Below are 15820 nucleotides of genomic sequence, written 5' to 3'. Positions count from 1 at the left end.
GACCTCTTTAAACACAACTCAATATTTTTATTATATCATATTAGTTGTTTGTGTAATTAATTTTGTTTGACTACTTAACTGTAACAATCAATTTTTTATGCCCCAAGATAGCTATCAACTCGGCGGCAGTTTAACCATTGATGCACCCAGTTACGTACAGCGACAAGCCGACTCGCAACTGTATGAAGCCCTAAAGCGAGGAGAGTTCTGCTATGTCCTCAACTCCCGGCAAATGGGCAAATCTTCGCTGTTGGTGCGAACCAAGCACCGCCTCGAACAAGATGGCTTTCGCTGCGTTGCCGTCGATTTGAGTGTGGTGGGCAGCGAACAAATTACTCCACTGCAATGGTACAAGGGATTCGTCGGTGACTTGTGGCGACAGTTAAAGTTACGGGAGTCCTTAAATCTAAAAACTTGGTGGCAAGAACGCAACGATCTCGGTTTATTGCAACGGCTGCGGTGGTTTATTGAGGAATTGCTACTGGTGCAGTTCCCACAAGAACAGTTGTTTATCTTTGTCGATGAAATTGACAGTTTTCTGGGGCTTGATTTTTCTATTGATGACTTTTTTTCCCTAATTCGCTTCTGCTATAACCAACGGGCGATCGACCCAGAATATCAACGCATTACCTTTGCGATTTTTGGGGTAGCAACTCCCTCGGATCTGATTCGAGACAGAACCAAGACACCGTTTAATATTGGACTGACGATCGAAGTAAAAGGCTTTGAGTGGGAGGAAGTTACTCCTTTAATTCAAGGATTGGAAAAGATAGTGGAACAGCCAGCATCGGTTGTGAAGGCGATTTTATACTGGACGGCGGGACAACCGTTTCTGACTCAGAAGTTGTGTCAATTAGTCGTGGAATTGAGTCAGCCGACAATGGAACAGGGTGACAAGATAAGTATTCCACTGGGTACGGAATCGTTCTGGATTGAGAACTTGGTCAAAACTCGCATCATTGAGCGTTGGGAATCGCAGGATGAACCGGAACACCTGAAAACGATTCGCGATCGCATTCAACGGAACGGTAAGCGCGCTGGTAGAATTCTAGGCATTTATCAAAAAATTTTGCAAGGAATTGAAGTAAAAAGTGATGATAGTCTAGAACAGATTGAATTGTTACTCAGCGGCTTAGTCCTCCGACAGGATGGAATATTATGGGTAAAAAATCGCATCTATCAACAAATATTTAATCTTCAATGGGTTGAAAAAAAATTAGCGGATTTGCGTCCTTACTCCCAGGTGTTTGATGCTTGGGTAGCTTCCGGGCAAAAAGATAAATCGCGATTGTTGCGCGGACAAGCTTTAAAAGATGCTCAAACTTGGAGCCAGGGCAAAAGTTTAAGCGATTTGGACTATCATTTTTTAGCAGAAAGCCAAGAACTAGACAGACAAGAATTGCAATTATTTTTAGAAGCAGAACGGCTTAAGGAAGTAGAAGCTAGGCTGGCACTCAAGAAAAAAAATGCCAAACGCCAAACTTATTGGATTGCTGCACTTTCCTTCGCTTTAGCAGTCGCGATTGCCGCCGGAATCTTTGCTTTCTTTCAGTACAAAAAAGCGGTTGCTAGCCAACGCAATGAGCAAATAGAAAAAATTCAAGGCAGGGCTAGATATTCGGAAGCCCTCTTTTCCTTAGATAAAAGGTTAGATGCTTTAATTGAAGCGCTTGGGGCAAGAAAAGAACTCAAACAGTTAGCCTCATCAAATTCGCAGACAGAAACAATGGTAGAATTGGCTTTGCGGCGGTCAATTTATGGAGCTGTTGAATTTAACCGCTTTTCTGGTTATGCTTCGGCAAATAATACATTAGATGTAAGTTCTGATGGCCAGATTATTGCTGTGGCAACATTGCAAGATGGTATCCAAATTTGGCAGCGCGATGGCAAGTTGCTGAATACTCTCAAAGGACATCAAGGCCCCGTTTTAGGAGTAGATATCAGCCCCGACGGTGAGCTCATTGCTTCAGCAAGCGGAGACACAACCGTCAAACTCTGGCGCAGTGACGGCACATTGCTGAAAACTTTGAAAGGGTTTAAATCTACAACTGGCCAAGTCAAGTTTAGTCCTGACGGAAAACTGATTATTTCGTCCGGTACGGACGGTACGATAAAACTCTGGCGCAGTGACGGCACATTGCTAAAAACCTGGACAGGGCATGGCGCGAGCGTTCAGCAAGTCGTTTTTAGCCCCGATGGACAACTGATTGCTTCGGCTTCTGAAAACGGCACTGTCAAACTCTGGCAACGGGATGGCACATTGCTGACAACATTTTCAGATATTCAATCTCCTGTTTTATCAATTGCCTTTAGTCCTGATGGCAAAACCCTGGCAACAGGTAATGGAGACGGTCAACTAGAATTGTGGCTGCGTGACGGCAGTTTGTTAAGGAATTTTACTGCACATGATGCTGCAATTAACGCCCTAGCTTTTAGCCCGAACGGGCAAATAATCGTCTCTGGTTCTGACGACAAGATGCTAAAATTCTGGAGCAAGGACGGTACTGCTTTGAATGCGATTAAAGGCCATGACAGTGCGATTAAAGATCTTGCATTTAGTCCCAATGGCGAGACACTATTCTCTGCATCTTGGGATGGCACTGTAAAAGTCTGGAAATTACGCAATCGGTTGCTGACAGTTCTGCGGGGACATACGGCTGGAGTTTGGGGAGTAGCTTTTAGCAACGACGGACAGTTACTGGCTTCATCGAGTCCGAAGGAGGTTATGTTGTGGCGCAAGGACGGGATTATCAATAGGCGCTTAAAAGAGCCCAGCCTTCAGCTTAGCTCAGTTGCGATCGCTCCTAATGGGAAAACGATTGCTACTGTTGGTAGAGACCAATCGATCAAGCTTTGGAGTCCAGACGGTACATTACTTGATAGTCTCAAAGGGCATGAGGGTGCTATTAGGAGAGTCGCTTTTAGCCCTGACGGTAATATGCTGGCATCTTCGAGTACCGATCGCACAATCAAACTTTGGCGCGTCAACGGCACGGAAATTGCTACTTTTAGAGGACACACGGCGGGGACTTGGGGGGTTGCTTTTAGTCCCGATGGTTCGACGCTTGTTTCTAGCAGTGGCGACAAGACTGTAAAGCTTTGGCGTTTGGCTGCGGTTTTGAATCACCAGCGCGGGATAGATTCTCAATCAGAGGTCAAAAGTGAGGACAGCTTATTCAAGACTCTTCAAGGTCATAATAGTGCAGTTATGAACGTAGCTTTCAGTCCTAATGGCGAATTGATTGCTTCGGTGAGTGAAGACAAGACGGCTAAACTTTGGAGTCGTGAGGGTAAGTTATTGCATACTCTTAGGGGACATGATTCTGGGATTTGGAGTGTAGCGTTTAGCTCTGATAGCCAGACAATTGCTACAGGGAGTAATGATGGGATAATTAAGCTCTGGAAGTCTGACGGTACATTCATAACAAATCTAATTGGACATAGTGCTGGGGTTAAGGGATTAGCTTTTGCTCCTGATGGCAAAACTTTGGCTTCGGCTTCTGAGGACAAAACGGTAATTTTGTGGAATTTAGAGCAGTCTGTAGAGCTAGATAGGGTAGTAGCGTCGGGTTGCGATTTGGTGCGGGATTATCTGCGAACTAATGCCGAAGTGAAGGAGGTGGATAGACATTTGTGCGATCGGCTGTTCCAATCCAAGATTTATTGATCTGCCACGAAACCCAGTTGGCGGTGTGAGTTTTGCTGTTGTAGCTCATCACGTATTGCGGCGGCTTTACCATCAGGTAGTTGTCGATGCTGGCAATACTCGAAGCTGCATTACTGGGATTGCCCTGGAGTAAGTTGCGGTTATTGACTGTAGTTTAGACTAAATAAAGATGAGAACGGTGGCAAAAGAAGAACTAGAGCCACCGTTAAGGAGAGAATGAGGGTGAAAAATAAAAACCTATCCACTCCTTAAATGAACAGTGAACGATTAAAAGACTTTCGTCAAGAAGCATACGAGTTATTGGTACGAGGCAAGGATGCAACATTTGAGCTGATGGATGCAGTAATGACCACGCCCGAATGCGTCATGTTTTGCCCAATTTTCACTCAATCCATTATTCAATCGTCAATGGCAAGCGTGTCTACGAAGCATTGCAAGACTGTAGGCCGAACCGGAAAAAACTGATGCTGCTGTATCTTCAGCAATTAGAACAACAAGTACCCCCAACAGAACATATATTAGTGGCAATCGACCTGCATGGGGGAGACAGTCATGCTAAAACATTAAAAGACAGAACCCATGAATATCAGGGGGGAGTAATTATTGGACAGGGATATAGTACAATTGCGTGGATACCCGAAGCTCAAGGAAGTTGGGCATTACCCCTACTTCATGAAAGAATTAGTAGTGGGTCTTCACCCATACTTCAAGCAGCTTCCCAACTCAAACTTGTCTGTGAACAGAGCCTCCATCCAGTATTAGCAGTCTTAGACCGAGTGAACGGTGGAGCGATCTAATGCCATTGATGAGTTGGCAACTTTGGTTAGCTAGGGATTTAGTGGTCGAGAATATACTACCCTGGCAATCTGCTAATATCAATTTAACTCCTGGACGTGTTGCACAATCAATGTTGTGGCTTTTAGTTGACATTATTACTCCCGCGAAACTGCCTAAACATAGGGGAAAATCCCCTGGTTGGGAAAAAGGAAAGGTACGGACTAAAGCACCGCGATATCCCACCGTTAAAAAACGGGTTTCTCGACGCAAAAAGTCTTCAAGATTAGCTATTTAATCTTCTACTTCTTGAGTTTTTGAGCAACAGCTTGCCTGATCTTACAAGGCGGCTACTTTTAGCTGCGCTCATTTTTTAGTCTAAACTACAGTTTATGAGTGAATCAACCAATCCACCGCTATCTCCACCAGTTTCTCGACGCACCGCCCTCAAATTTCTCGGAGTCGGTGCCGCCGGCGGGCTGCTGGGCTACTCTCGATTTTCCAAACCCGAACCCGCCGTTTTTGGGCAAGATACTCTGGACTTGCCGCGAATGCTGAATACCCCCAAAACCGTCGCAGTTGTCGGCGCAGGCTTAGCCGGACTCGCCTGTGCTTACGAACTAAGTCAGCGGGGTTTCGCCGTCACACTGTTGGACAAATCGCCCCAACTCGGCGGCAAAATTGCTAGTTGGCCGATACAAGTTGGGAACGAAACCTTCATGATGGAACACGGTTTCCACGGTTTTTTTCCGCAATACTACAACCTCAAAAGTGTGGTTGAAGAACTAGAAATTACCGATAACTTTGTATCTTTAGAATCCTACGCCGTCGTCTTTCGAGACGGCAAATACCAACCAGAAGTTTTCCGTCCCAACCATTCAGCTTTCCCCTGGAATATAGTTGACTTGGGGATATCTTCGCCCAATCGGCTCAAGTGGGGAATCAATCTGACAAAACCTGCTCACTGGCGAGTATTTCGAGAAATCGGCGGCTTTCAAACTCAAAAAAGTTTTGCTCGCCTCGACAACATATCAGTTGCCGACTGGGTAAAAGGTGAATTCCCGCGCGGACTTTACGACTTGTATTTTCTGCCTTTTGCCAAATCCAGTCTCAACGCTCCCGACGAATTGAGTGTGGGAGAATTAATGCAATTTTTCCACTTTTACTTTTTCGGAAATCCTGAAGGTTTAGCCTTCAATGGCACGCGGCAAGATATGGGCACGAGTTTGGTGCAGCCGATTGCCAAAGCCATTGAAAGCAAAGGTGGCAAAGTATTAACAGATGTCGCCGTTAGTAATATTCACTGGGAAAATGGCCAGATTGATTCTTTGACTTATCAGTCGGGAGACGTGCAAAGCAAAGTACCTTTTTGGGTGAAACAAAACACGCTGTTAACTGACAGCAACTCTACGGAATATTTCGGCGCTGGCGACACCGTATTTGCTGCCGCACCAGGAGGCAAAGAGGCGATTTCTCTGAGCTGTACTCACCAAGGCTGCACAGTTAAGAAACAAAACGATGGTCAATTTCACTGTCCTTGTCACGGGGCAGTTTTTGATGCTGAGGGGCGAGTTGTGAGCGGGCCTGCTCAGCGGGATTTGCCGAGATTTAAGGTAGTTGAAAAAAAAGCCGATGAGATACAGTTAGCCGCCGCTACGAATAAGTCGCAACCGCAGAATGTGGGGGAAACCTTGAAGGCTGATTATTATGTGTTTGCGGCGGATGTTCCGGGGATGCAGCATTTGTTTAGTTTGGCCAGCGGTGAGGTGAATCCGCAGGTGCAGAGCCGAATTGAGGAATTGAAAATAGCCGATCCGTTTGCGGTGGGTCGTTTTTGGTTCGATCGCGAATTCCCCTGGGAACACAGCAATTTCAGTTCACTGTCGGGCTACAAACTGACTGACAGCATCACACTTTACCACAAAATTCAGGATCAGTTCATCGAGTGGAACCAGAAAACTGGTGGTAGCGTAGTGGAACTGCACGCTTATTGTTACAAGGAGAAAGAATTCCCCAACCAGGAAGTTTTGCTCGCGACTTTTGAGGAAGAATTGTATGAAATTGTGCCGGAATTAAAAGCAGCAACTATGCTACACCGGGAGTTGGTAAATCAAAAGAATTTTTCCGGTTATCCGCCCGGTAGTTATGCGGAACGCCCGGAGACTTGCTGCGCTGTTCCCAATCTGTTGTTTGCGGGAGATTGGGTGAAAATGCCGTTTCCTTGCGGTTTAATGGAAAGGGCGGTGAGCAGCGGTTTGTTGGCAGCTAATGCTATTTTATACCAGGAGGGTTTGCAAAGGCGATCGCTCTTGACGGTGAATCCCGAAGGCGTGCTGAAAATCTAAAGTTGGCAGCGGGGCGGGTTTATATCCTGTCCGCTGGAACGACTACTAAGTAGGCTGGTACAGATAAACATTTAGATGGGGAGGGCGGGTTTTGCCTTCACAAACTGGCTTGTATCTCCGTGATTATTAGCTGGGGAGGGCGGGTTTTTCCTTCACAAACTGGCTTGTATCTCCGTGATTATTAGCTGGGGAGGGCGGGTTTTTCCTTCACAAACTGACTTGTATCATAGATTCTTAGCTAAACCCGACCCTTGTAGGGGCGGATTTAGCTAATAGCACTCGTATACAAGCGAGAAGATGAGTGCTTGGACGAATTAAATAGGTAAGGGCAAAAAACACAGTATCTACAGATATCACGGTTAATATACTGGATTTGATATTAAATATGTATGAATGGAATTTGCACGCTAGCCAATGATACGGTTTATGATCAATTAATTGCTTTACTTAACAGTATTGAAGTGATTTTAGGCTCAAATACTCCTGTCTGTATTTATCCTTTTGACGATGAGATACAACAAATTCAAGCTGAACTTGCCAATCGTCCCAATGTTTTTCTGTATGAAGATAGCGAATCAATTCAGCGATGGGATGAATTCATGCAAGCAGCCGCACCTGAGCGCTTGAATCGCCAAAAGTTTCGGCTTTACGGCGCGCACCGTCGTTTTTGTGCTTTTGATGGGCCTTTTGAAAGGTTTATCTATATGGATGCTGATACTTTGGTGATGAATTCGCTTGATGCGGTTTTTGAGAAGTTAAATGAATCGGATTTTGTGGTTTATGATTTCCAATTTACTGATCCGACTAAAGTATACAATATTTCGTCTCCGAAACTGCTAAAAGTATTCGAGCATAATCGCATAAATTCAGAAATATTTTGTTCGGGTTTTTACGGAAGTAAGCAAGGACTTTTTGACAAATATACTAGAGAATGGTTGTTAGCTCAACTGCATTCGGGGGAGGCAGAAATTTTGTATGAAGGTGCTGGAGAACAGCCTTTGCTCAACTATATGGTGATGAAAACTGGCATTAGTAGTTATAACCTTGCTCGCAGTCTCGCTGATAATTTAAAAACTGGGTGCAGTGTTACTTCTAAACATTTTCAAGAGCAAGATTTTATTCTTTATGATAAGGGAAATCGGCTGACTTATATTCATTATATTGGGGTGCAGCCGGATTTGATTCGGAGAGTTTGTGCTGGTGAAAATATTGAGTTTCCTTATCGGGATTTGTTTCTGCACTATCGCTATCTCCGCGAACCGGAAAAGCGGCCGGTTTTTACGGAACCGCTAATGTCTTATGCTGATGTTTCTGCGCCGAATTTGCTACAAAGAGTGTTGAGAAGGTTGAGGATAAATTGATGAGTCGCGGTATTTATATTGTTGCTAATGATAGGGTGATGGAAAGTGCGATCGCCCTTTTAGCCAGCATACGTCTGTACAATTGTCAAGTACCAGTTTTTTTGATCCCGTTTGACGACAATTATCAGCAAGTCGCGGCCACACTCAACAGCCTCTACGGGGTGCAATTGTTCCCAAATCTGGGGTTTGTGGAACAGTTTACCAGGGAAATTGGCCAAATATTCGATCGCACTTTTTTAGCCCTTCCCAACAAAATGCGGAAACTCTGCGCCTGGTTTGGCCCCCTCGACGAATTTCTGTACATCGATACCGATATCATCGTCTTTGAAGACATCGCAGCTAACTTAAACAAACTCTCAGAAGTAGACTTTTTTTGCTGCGACTATCACCACCTCAGCGAAAAACTGCGAAATATATTTTCACCTATTGTAAAAGAACAGAATATATTTACCGACTCACAACTTCAAGATGTCTTTAACAGCGGTTTCTGGGCTTCGAGAAAAGGCACTATTACAGAATCGCAAATGTACAACATTTTGCGAGAATGCGCGCAGCATCGAGAATATTTTGACTTTGCTCAAAATGTCACAGACCAACCTATACTAAATTACATGATTCTTAAGTTGATTCCTAAGCGCTGCAATCTCGCCAAAAAATCAGCAACAGAACCCGGTAGCTGGGCGGGTTCTAGACATTTTCAAGAAATATATTACGTGCTTTATGACAAAGACAAAAGGTTAAAATATATTCACTGGGCTGGGATACCAATTAAATCGGGTAGCCCTTACTGGAAACTTTGGCAACATTATCGTTATTTGCATCAACAAAAACCTAATTTAATGCAAAGATTGTTCAGATATTTGTAGGAATACATTTTTTATTAAAAAACTATGACTAATGGCATTTATATTCTGGGAAACGATGTGGTTTTTGACCAGTTAGTTGCTTTATTGAACAGTCTCGAAGTCAACGGCGCACAAGATATTCCTGTTTGCATCATTCCATACAATGATAACTTGCAAAAACTGCGAGTGGAAATTGCCTCGCGAAGCAATGTTACTTTATTTGAAAATACCGATTCCATCAATTTTTGGGAAGACTTTGCGACTCAAGCTTGGACATCTCACGAAAAAGCTCAAAAAGTTTGGCAAGCTAAAGGTTGGCGACAAGTTCACTGTCTGGAAAGGCACCGAAAACTTTGCTGTTTTGACGGCAATTTTGACAAATTTGTCTATTTTGACGCTGACACTCTGTTAATGGGAACTCTGGATTACATCTATCAAAAAATTGATGAATTTGAGTGGGTAGCTAACGATTTTCAGTACAAATCTGACCTCAATTATGTGTTTGATTTATCATCACAAAAACTTGCAGAAATTTTCCAACTTGACGAACTAAAATCTCTGATTTTTTGTAATGGTTGGTTTGCTTCAAAAAAAGGTATTTTAAATCGCAATAATGCAGCAGAACTATTAAAAAAATTGACTTCTGGAGAAGCTGAAATCTTGTCCTTGCGGGGAGCTGACCAACCTTTATTTAACTATTTAGTCGCCCGTAGTGACATTTCTTTTTATAACTTTGCTTACGATCAACCTGCACTGATAACGGGCAATCATTGGTCTTCTCAATTTGATGTGATAGATTATGTTTTATACGATCAAGGACGGCGGCTGACTTATTTACATTATATGAGTATTTCCGCTGCCAAGTTTACTCGATTGTGTGCTGGGGAAGATGTTGAGATTCCCTACCGAGAGGTATTTCTGCACTACCGCTATTTGAATTCGCCGGAAAAACTGCCAAAATTAGTGCCACCGAATTTGTTTGTTCGCTGGCAGAGAAATTTAAAAAATTGGGGGATTCAAAAAATTAATAATGTTTTATTTAAGTGGCGAGTTTTAATCAAGAATGACTAAATTTTTGACTACGAATCAACCCCTTTTCTTTTCTGAAAAGAGGGTTGATGTTTAACTATGGTTCTTCAAAAAAAGAATCCAAGTCTAGGGCTTGGGAACCTCCGCGTTGTAGTTCAATTAAAACTTTGCCTAGTTGAGTCCAAACTAGCCATGCTGTTAGTAGTGTCAGCGGCAGGGCTAGAACATAGGAAAGTAATTTTTGGAAGCCGAAAATCTCCATTCCTGAAGCTAAAAATATGCAAATTCCGCCGGACATTCCTAAAAAAGGTAACTGCAATTGTAGACCTTTTAGGTTGGACAAAGTACGACTAGAACGATTTTTAGACCAGAGTTGTACGGCTTGTTTTAGAGTTGCTTCAAAGGCTAAGCCGGAAGCCATACCTGCTAGTAATCCAGCGGACATTAAAAAATACGGAGGTTCTGGAAAGTAATACACGAATAATTCCTGAAGTTGGGTAAATTGGGAATTGGGAATTGGGAATTGGGAATTGGGAATTGGGAATTGGGAATTGGTAAAAGTAGAATTATTTTTCTTCCTTCTTCCTTCTTCCTTCTTCCCTCTTCCTTCTAGTTAAAATCGAGTCAGCGCGGCTGTTCCTGCTGTGGAAAACTCTGCTAAAGCACCTAGGGCAACGTTGAACAGGCGGCTTGGTTGCAGGTCTTCTTTGACTAAGTTCCAGAGGCTGCGAACTTCTTCGGTGTGAAGACGATCGTCCTCAATTAACGCTAACATTAGCTGGCGGCGCAAAAACGAGCCTTCCTCTGATAGCAAGAATTGCAAGCCTAGTTGGGCTGTGGGTAGTAGGTCGAAACTGCGATCGGATCTGGCGATCGCGATCATCTCCTCTAACCTATTCCACTGAAATTTGCCATCCTTGAATAATACCTCAATCAGGCGACGGCGCAATGCTGGAGATTCCCCATTCAACAAACGGCGCGCGACGTAGGGATACGCCACCTCGACTATCTTGAAATCGGGATTCAGTGTCAGGGCTAAACCTTCTTCTGTCACCAGAGACCGAATAATTAAGGCAAATTTCGCGGGTACTCGGAAAGGATAATCGTACATCAACTCCGAAAACTGGTCTGTAATCGTCTTGAAGTTAAAATCTGCCACCTTTTCGCCGACAATATCGCCGAGGACAGATTCCAATGCCGGGACGATCGGCATAATATCTGTATCTGGTGTCAAAAAGCCAAGTTTGACAAAATCCTTAGCTAACTGTAAATAATCTTTGTTAATCAAATGAACGACAGAATCAACCAAATTTTCTTTAGTTGCTTCTTCCATCTGATCCATCATCCCAAAATCGATGTAAGCCATGCGGCCATCTGCTAAAGCAAACAGATTTCCTGGATGGGGGTCAGCGTGAAAAAATCCGTGTTCTAACAACTGCCGCAAACCGCTGCGAACTCCGACTTCAATTAAACTATTGGTGTCCAAACCTGCGGCTTTAACACGTTCTATATCTGTCAGCTTGATGCCGTCAATCCATTCGAGAGTCAGAACGCATTTTGAAGTATAGCGCCAGTAAATACTCGGAACTTTTACTGTCGGGTCATCGGCAAAATTTGTCGCAAATTTCTCGGCGTTGCGGCCTTCATTGATATAATCAATTTCCTCGAATAGTTTAATGCCGAATTCATCGACTATTAAAGAGAGGTCGTGGCCGAGATTCAGCGGCAGCAAGGGGCCAATCCATCCAGCAGCCCAGCGCATTAAGTAAAGGTCAAGGCTCAAGACGGGCAGCAAATTCGGTCGTTGAACCTTAACTGCGACTTCTTCTCCGGTGATTAAACGGGCTTGATATACTTGACCGAGACTGGCGGCGGCGACAGGTTCGGAGGATATTTCGCTGTACATTTCGCTAATTTTGCGATCGAGTTCTGCTTCAATAATCTTGAAAGCCCGCACTGAGTCAAAGGGCGGCAATTGATCCTGAAGTTTGATCAATTCTTGGAGAAAGTCTTTGCGGATTAAGTCTGGTCTAGTAGAGAGTGCTTGGCCAACTTTAATGAAAGTGGGGCCCAAGCGAGTGAGTATTTGTCGTAGGTGGGTGGCGCGTTCCGGCTGGTGTGCTGCGACTTCGTGCTGCCAACTGTCCCACAGCATCCCCAGCACGAAGCCTGCAAAAGACCAAATAACAGTAATTGCTCGCCAAATTGCTTTCCAAGGACGGTTGCGGTAATACTGAGCGATCGCTTGTGGATCGTAGCGTCTAGCCTGAGTGAATTGATACTGAGGCACTCGTTTATTTTCCTCTGATTTTATGAAAATTACAGGTTAAATTGAGAATTGAGAATTGGGCATCGGGCATCGGGCATCGGGCATCGGGCATCGGGGATGGGAAGTCGAAAGTTCAAACATTCTTTATTCTTCCCTCTTCCTTCTTCCTTCTTCCTTCTTCCTTCTTCCCTCTTCCTTTTTCCTTTTTCCTTCTTCATCATTGACCGATCGCAAATTTTAGGCGAGCGGAAAATGCACCCGTTGAAGGCGGATTGCCAGCCTAAATTTGTTTCTTTTCATTAAAATTATAGTACATAAAAGTACAAGTGATCGGTCAAAATACTTAACAGATTTCCCCGATCGCAGAAACAGTACGGCACTGCAACGCTGTAATTCCTATGTCAGGAAAGCGTTTTTGTCGATCGGGCGATCGCACAAAACCTACTAAATCCTATCCGCCCTGTGCCAAACAATCTTTCAGCCCATAAATCGCCCGCTCTTGTTGATCCCTGGTCAGTTCCGGGAACATCGGCAAAGACAAGACTTCGCGACAAACTTGCTCAGCCACAGGCAACTGACCGGCTTGATAACCCAAAGATTTGTAAACAGGTTGCAGGTGCAAAGGTAACGGATAGTAGACCATCGAACCGATGCCAGATTCCTGCAACTTAGTCCGCATCAAGTCCCGGAAATTGCCAGAGGAATTGGGCTCGTCTTCTTGACTTGTCAGCCGAATTGTGTATTGATTCCAAACTCCCTTGGCGGCTGGCAATTCCTTGGGGACTGCAACTCCGGGCACGCGGGAGAGACATTCGCCGTAAACTGTCGCGATCGATCGCCTTTGGGAGTTCCAACCGTCGAGATACCGCAATTTAATGCTGAGAATCACCGCTTGTAGGGCATCCAGACGGCTGTTGTAGCCGATTTCTTCATAAAAATACCGAGAAGACTGACCGTGTTCCTTGAGCATTCGCATGGAAGCTGCGAGGGCCCGATCATTTGTCGTCACCGCGCCGCCGTCACCGCAAGCGCCTAGGTTTTTGGTCGGATAAAAGCTGAAACAGCCGATATGGCCGATGCTGCCGACTTTTCGAGACTGCCACTCGGCGCCGACAGACTGGGCGCAATCTTCGATTACCGCTAAATTATGCTTGGTGGCAATTTCCATCAACCGAGTCATATCTGTGGGTTGTCCGAAGATGTGCACCGGCATAATTGCCTTAGTTTTTTCAGTAATTGCCGCTTCGATGAGTTCGACATCCAGATTCAAAGTTGCGCTGTCAATATCGACAAATACGGGAGTTGCACCCACAGCGCTAATTGTCTCAGCCGAAGCGAAAAAGGTAAAAGAAGTGGTAATCACTTCATCGCCGGGGCCAATTTTGAGAGCTCGCAAGGCCAAAATCAGGGCATCGGTGCCGGAGTTGCAGCCAACGCAGTCGGAAACGCCGATATAGTCGGCAAACTCTTGCTCAAAACTCTTGACGGCTGGGCCGCCTACGTAGCCGCCAGAGGCGAGCACTTTTTGCACCGCAGCGCTGATCTCGTCGCCAATCTGGGCGTACTGCTGGGTTAAGTCGAGGGGGGGAACGTTATTCACTCTTGACACCACAAATTGCAACCATTATCAAAGCAAATTTTTACAGTAAAAATGTTTTTCAGAAACCTTTATTCAAATATCTTATAGTTGGACGGGCAAACAATCACTTTATCGAAAGAGAGCGCGTGTGTTAATTCAGCTAGATTTGATTGATTTGGGTTGGGCTTTGGGGATGGTGGCGATCGCGATCGGGCTTTCGGCGTGGCAGGGATTGGGGTTGGAAGGGGCGATCGCGATCGCGGCGGGGCGCACCCTGATCCAGCTAATCGGAGTCGGCTACGTGCTCGCCGTGGTGTTTGCGCCGGAGGGGAAAAATCCTTGGCTGGTGTTAGCAGTGTTAGCAATCATGCTGACAACGGCTAGCATGGTGGCCAGCAACCGCATCAGCAAAAAAATCAAGCATTTACTGCCGTTGGTTTCCGGCTCAATTTTGATCAGTACGGCGTTTACTTTGGGCTATACAAACTTGCTAATTTTGCAACCTGACCCCTGGTACGAACCGCAATACCTGATTCCCTTAGCGGGGATGATTTTGGGCAATGCGATGAACTCTGGGGCGATCGCGGGCGAAAGACTTGTCAGTACAGTTAACAGCAGCCAGTTAGAAATAGAAACCCATTTAAGTTTAGGATCTACACCGCAGCAAGCAGTAAAACAGTACCGCAAAGATGCGATCAAAGCTGGATTAATCCCCACATTAAACACAATGACAGTCGTAGGAATTGTGACATTGCCGGGAATGATGACAGGTCAAATGCTGAGCGGTGTCAGTCCTTTGGATGCAGCATCTTACCAGATTTTGATTATGTTTGTATTAGCGCTGGCAACTTTAATCGCAACTCTGTTATTGACTGAGGGATTGTGCCGGAAGTTTTTCAATCAAGATGCACAATTAATCAAATGGTAATAAGGTTCGATCGTTCGGACTTCAGTCCTCTGAATTAACTGGTTCCCAGCCTGTAACGAGTGAAACAGCAGTGTCATTGTCAGGAACGAAGCAATCGCCAAGACTGAGATTGCTTTCTCGAAGCGCAATGACATACAATATAGATAGATAGATAGATAGATAGATAGATAGATAGATAGATAGATAGCGCGTCTCAATAAATTGTACAATCAATTAATCTTTAAATTGTCGCCATGATTCAAACTGCAACTAAACCAGTAACCTTTGAAGAATTTCTGGACTGGAAACCCGAAAACGGACATTACGAACTGCACAACGGAGTAATTGTTGAAAGGTCACAGCCATTAGGAAGACATGAGAAAGTGATCGGTTTTTCAGCAAGAAAATTGACCGTGGAATTCGATCGATTAAACCTTCCGTATTTCATCCCCAAACAACCATTAGTTAAGCCTCCCGATTCTAAATCTGCTTATGAACCTGATATTCTGATCTTAAATGAAGCCAATTTAGAGTCAGAACCTCTGTGGAACAAGTTCTCAACAGTGACTCAAGGGGCATCAATTCCGCTCATTGTCGAAGTTGTTAGCACCAATTGGCAAAATGATTACCTACTGAAAGTTGGCGATTATGAACTAATGGACATTCCAGAATATTGGATTGTGGATTATCTTGGTTTGGGCAGCCGTCGATTTATTGGGAATCCCAAACAACCGACAATATCGGTTTATCAATTAGTTGATGACGAGTATGAAATCATCCAATTTCGGGGAGATGATCGTATCCAATCCGCAGCTTTTCCAGAGTTGAAATTGACGGTGCAACAGATTTTTCAAGCGGGACTGACTGACGGATGAAATTGCTGGAAATATCGATATCGGGTAGGGACACGGCATTTCCTATTGGTGTCAACTTAACCTCAAACGTAGTGCGAGTTTTCTGTCTAGCGATTAAGCGTCGATCCTGCCTAGCGCCCCTTCTCAAGGGGGGGGGACAAGATTCTTTTCAAAGTCCCCCTTCTTAAGG

Annotated in this window: 13 protein-coding genes; 8 read left to right on the top strand and 5 right to left on the bottom strand. The window is 44.6% G+C overall.

Features of this window, described 5'->3' with window-relative positions:
* The first annotated feature begins 97 nt into the window (after positions 1-97).
* On the top strand, positions 98-3667 hold the full coding sequence (locus tag QUB66_RS20325) for an AAA-like domain-containing protein (protein ID WP_332969531.1): 3570 nt from the start codon (positions 98-100) through the stop codon (positions 3665-3667).
* Here the strand turns inward: QUB66_RS20325 and QUB66_RS20320 are convergent.
* Positions 3600-3740, bottom strand: a complete 141-nt coding sequence (locus QUB66_RS20320) for a DNA/RNA non-specific endonuclease (RefSeq protein ID WP_332969528.1) — start codon at positions 3738-3740, stop codon at positions 3600-3602. The genes QUB66_RS20325 and QUB66_RS20320 overlap by 68 nt on opposite strands.
* A 391-nt stretch (positions 3741-4131) precedes the next feature.
* Between QUB66_RS20320 and QUB66_RS20315 the strand changes: the two genes are divergently transcribed.
* The 5 genes from QUB66_RS20315 to QUB66_RS20295 all read left to right on the top strand — a co-directional run bounded on the left by QUB66_RS20315 (position 4132) and on the right by QUB66_RS20295 (position 10063).
* Positions 4132-4464 carry a hypothetical protein gene (locus tag QUB66_RS20315; RefSeq protein WP_265235543.1) on the top strand — a complete coding sequence of 111 codons (333 nt, stop codon included), beginning with the start codon at positions 4132-4134 and terminating at the stop codon, positions 4462-4464.
* 369 nt (positions 4465-4833) lie between these two features.
* A complete protein-coding gene (locus tag QUB66_RS20310; protein WP_332969526.1) occupies positions 4834-6786 on the top strand; it encodes an FAD-dependent oxidoreductase in 1953 nt (650 codons plus the stop codon).
* A gap of 389 nt (positions 6787-7175) precedes the next feature.
* A complete protein-coding gene (locus QUB66_RS20305; protein ID WP_332969524.1) occupies positions 7176-8147 on the top strand; it encodes an Npun_R2821/Npun_R2822 family protein in 972 nt (323 codons plus the stop codon).
* Positions 8147-9013 (top strand): Npun_R2821/Npun_R2822 family protein, encoded by an 867-nt coding sequence (locus QUB66_RS20300; RefSeq protein ID WP_332969523.1) that lies wholly within the window; start codon positions 8147-8149, stop codon positions 9011-9013. The genes QUB66_RS20305 and QUB66_RS20300 overlap by 1 nt, the downstream gene beginning before the upstream one ends.
* 24 nt (positions 9014-9037) lie before the next feature.
* Positions 9038-10063 carry an Npun_R2821/Npun_R2822 family protein gene (locus QUB66_RS20295; protein WP_332969521.1) on the top strand — a complete coding sequence of 342 codons (1026 nt, stop codon included), beginning with the start codon at positions 9038-9040 and terminating at the stop codon, positions 10061-10063.
* Between the two features lie 55 nt (positions 10064-10118).
* Here the strand turns inward: QUB66_RS20295 and QUB66_RS20290 are convergent, their stop codons facing one another.
* From QUB66_RS20290 to QUB66_RS20275, 4 genes are all read right to left on the bottom strand, one after another.
* Complete coding sequence (locus QUB66_RS20290) at positions 10119-10499, bottom strand: hypothetical protein (protein WP_265235538.1); 381 nt, start codon at positions 10497-10499, stop codon at positions 10119-10121.
* A 135-nt stretch (positions 10500-10634) separates the two neighbouring features.
* Positions 10635-12311, bottom strand: a complete 1677-nt coding sequence (locus QUB66_RS20285; RefSeq protein ID WP_265235537.1) for an ABC1 kinase family protein — start codon at positions 12309-12311, stop codon at positions 10635-10637.
* A gap of 29 nt (positions 12312-12340) precedes the next feature.
* On the bottom strand, positions 12341-12511 hold the full coding sequence (locus tag QUB66_RS20280; RefSeq protein WP_265235536.1) for a hypothetical protein: 171 nt from the start codon (positions 12509-12511) through the stop codon (positions 12341-12343).
* A gap of 230 nt (positions 12512-12741) precedes the next feature.
* Positions 12742-13890, bottom strand: a complete 1149-nt coding sequence (locus tag QUB66_RS20275; protein ID WP_332969519.1) for a DegT/DnrJ/EryC1/StrS family aminotransferase — start codon at positions 13888-13890, stop codon at positions 12742-12744.
* Positions 13891-14017: 127 nt separating this feature from the next.
* On the opposite strand from QUB66_RS20275, the gene QUB66_RS20270 reads away from it, so the two are divergent.
* Both QUB66_RS20270 and QUB66_RS20265 read left to right on the top strand, forming a co-directional pair.
* A complete protein-coding gene (locus tag QUB66_RS20270; protein WP_332969518.1) occupies positions 14018-14797 on the top strand; it encodes an ABC transporter permease in 780 nt (259 codons plus the stop codon).
* Positions 14798-15030: 233 nt separating this feature from the next.
* Entirely contained in the window at positions 15031-15651 is a 621-nt protein-coding gene (locus QUB66_RS20265) for a Uma2 family endonuclease (protein ID WP_332969517.1), read from the top strand.
* Positions 15652-15820: the final 169 nt, after the last annotated feature.

Source organism: Microcoleus sp. A2-C3 (assembly GCF_036706065.1).
Classification (GTDB): domain Bacteria; phylum Cyanobacteriota; class Cyanobacteriia; order Cyanobacteriales; family Microcoleaceae; genus Microcoleus.
Note: the sequence above shows the minus strand (reverse complement) of the source record. Positions and strands in the feature narration are given on the sequence as shown.

Excerpts from the sequence above, each read along its gene's own strand:
- QUB66_RS20300 (WP_332969523.1), top strand. The coding sequence starts at position 8,147 with ATGAGTCGCGGTATTTATATTGTTGCTAATGATAGGGTGATGGAAAGT.
- QUB66_RS20280 (WP_265235536.1), bottom strand. The coding sequence starts at position 12,511 with ATGATGAAGAAGGAAAAAGGAAAAAGGAAGAGGGAAGAAGGAAGAAGG.
- QUB66_RS20320 (WP_332969528.1), bottom strand. The coding sequence starts at position 3,740 with ATGGTAAAGCCGCCGCAATACGTGATGAGCTACAACAGCAAAACTCAC.
- QUB66_RS20310 (WP_332969526.1), top strand. The coding sequence starts at position 4,834 with ATGAGTGAATCAACCAATCCACCGCTATCTCCACCAGTTTCTCGACGC.
- QUB66_RS20265 (WP_332969517.1), top strand. The coding sequence starts at position 15,031 with ATGATTCAAACTGCAACTAAACCAGTAACCTTTGAAGAATTTCTGGAC.
- QUB66_RS20315 (WP_265235543.1), top strand. The coding sequence starts at position 4,132 with ATGCTGCTGTATCTTCAGCAATTAGAACAACAAGTACCCCCAACAGAA.
- QUB66_RS20325 (WP_332969531.1), top strand. The coding sequence starts at position 98 with ATGCCCCAAGATAGCTATCAACTCGGCGGCAGTTTAACCATTGATGCA.
- QUB66_RS20305 (WP_332969524.1), top strand. The coding sequence starts at position 7,176 with ATGAATGGAATTTGCACGCTAGCCAATGATACGGTTTATGATCAATTA.
- QUB66_RS20295 (WP_332969521.1), top strand. The coding sequence starts at position 9,038 with ATGACTAATGGCATTTATATTCTGGGAAACGATGTGGTTTTTGACCAG.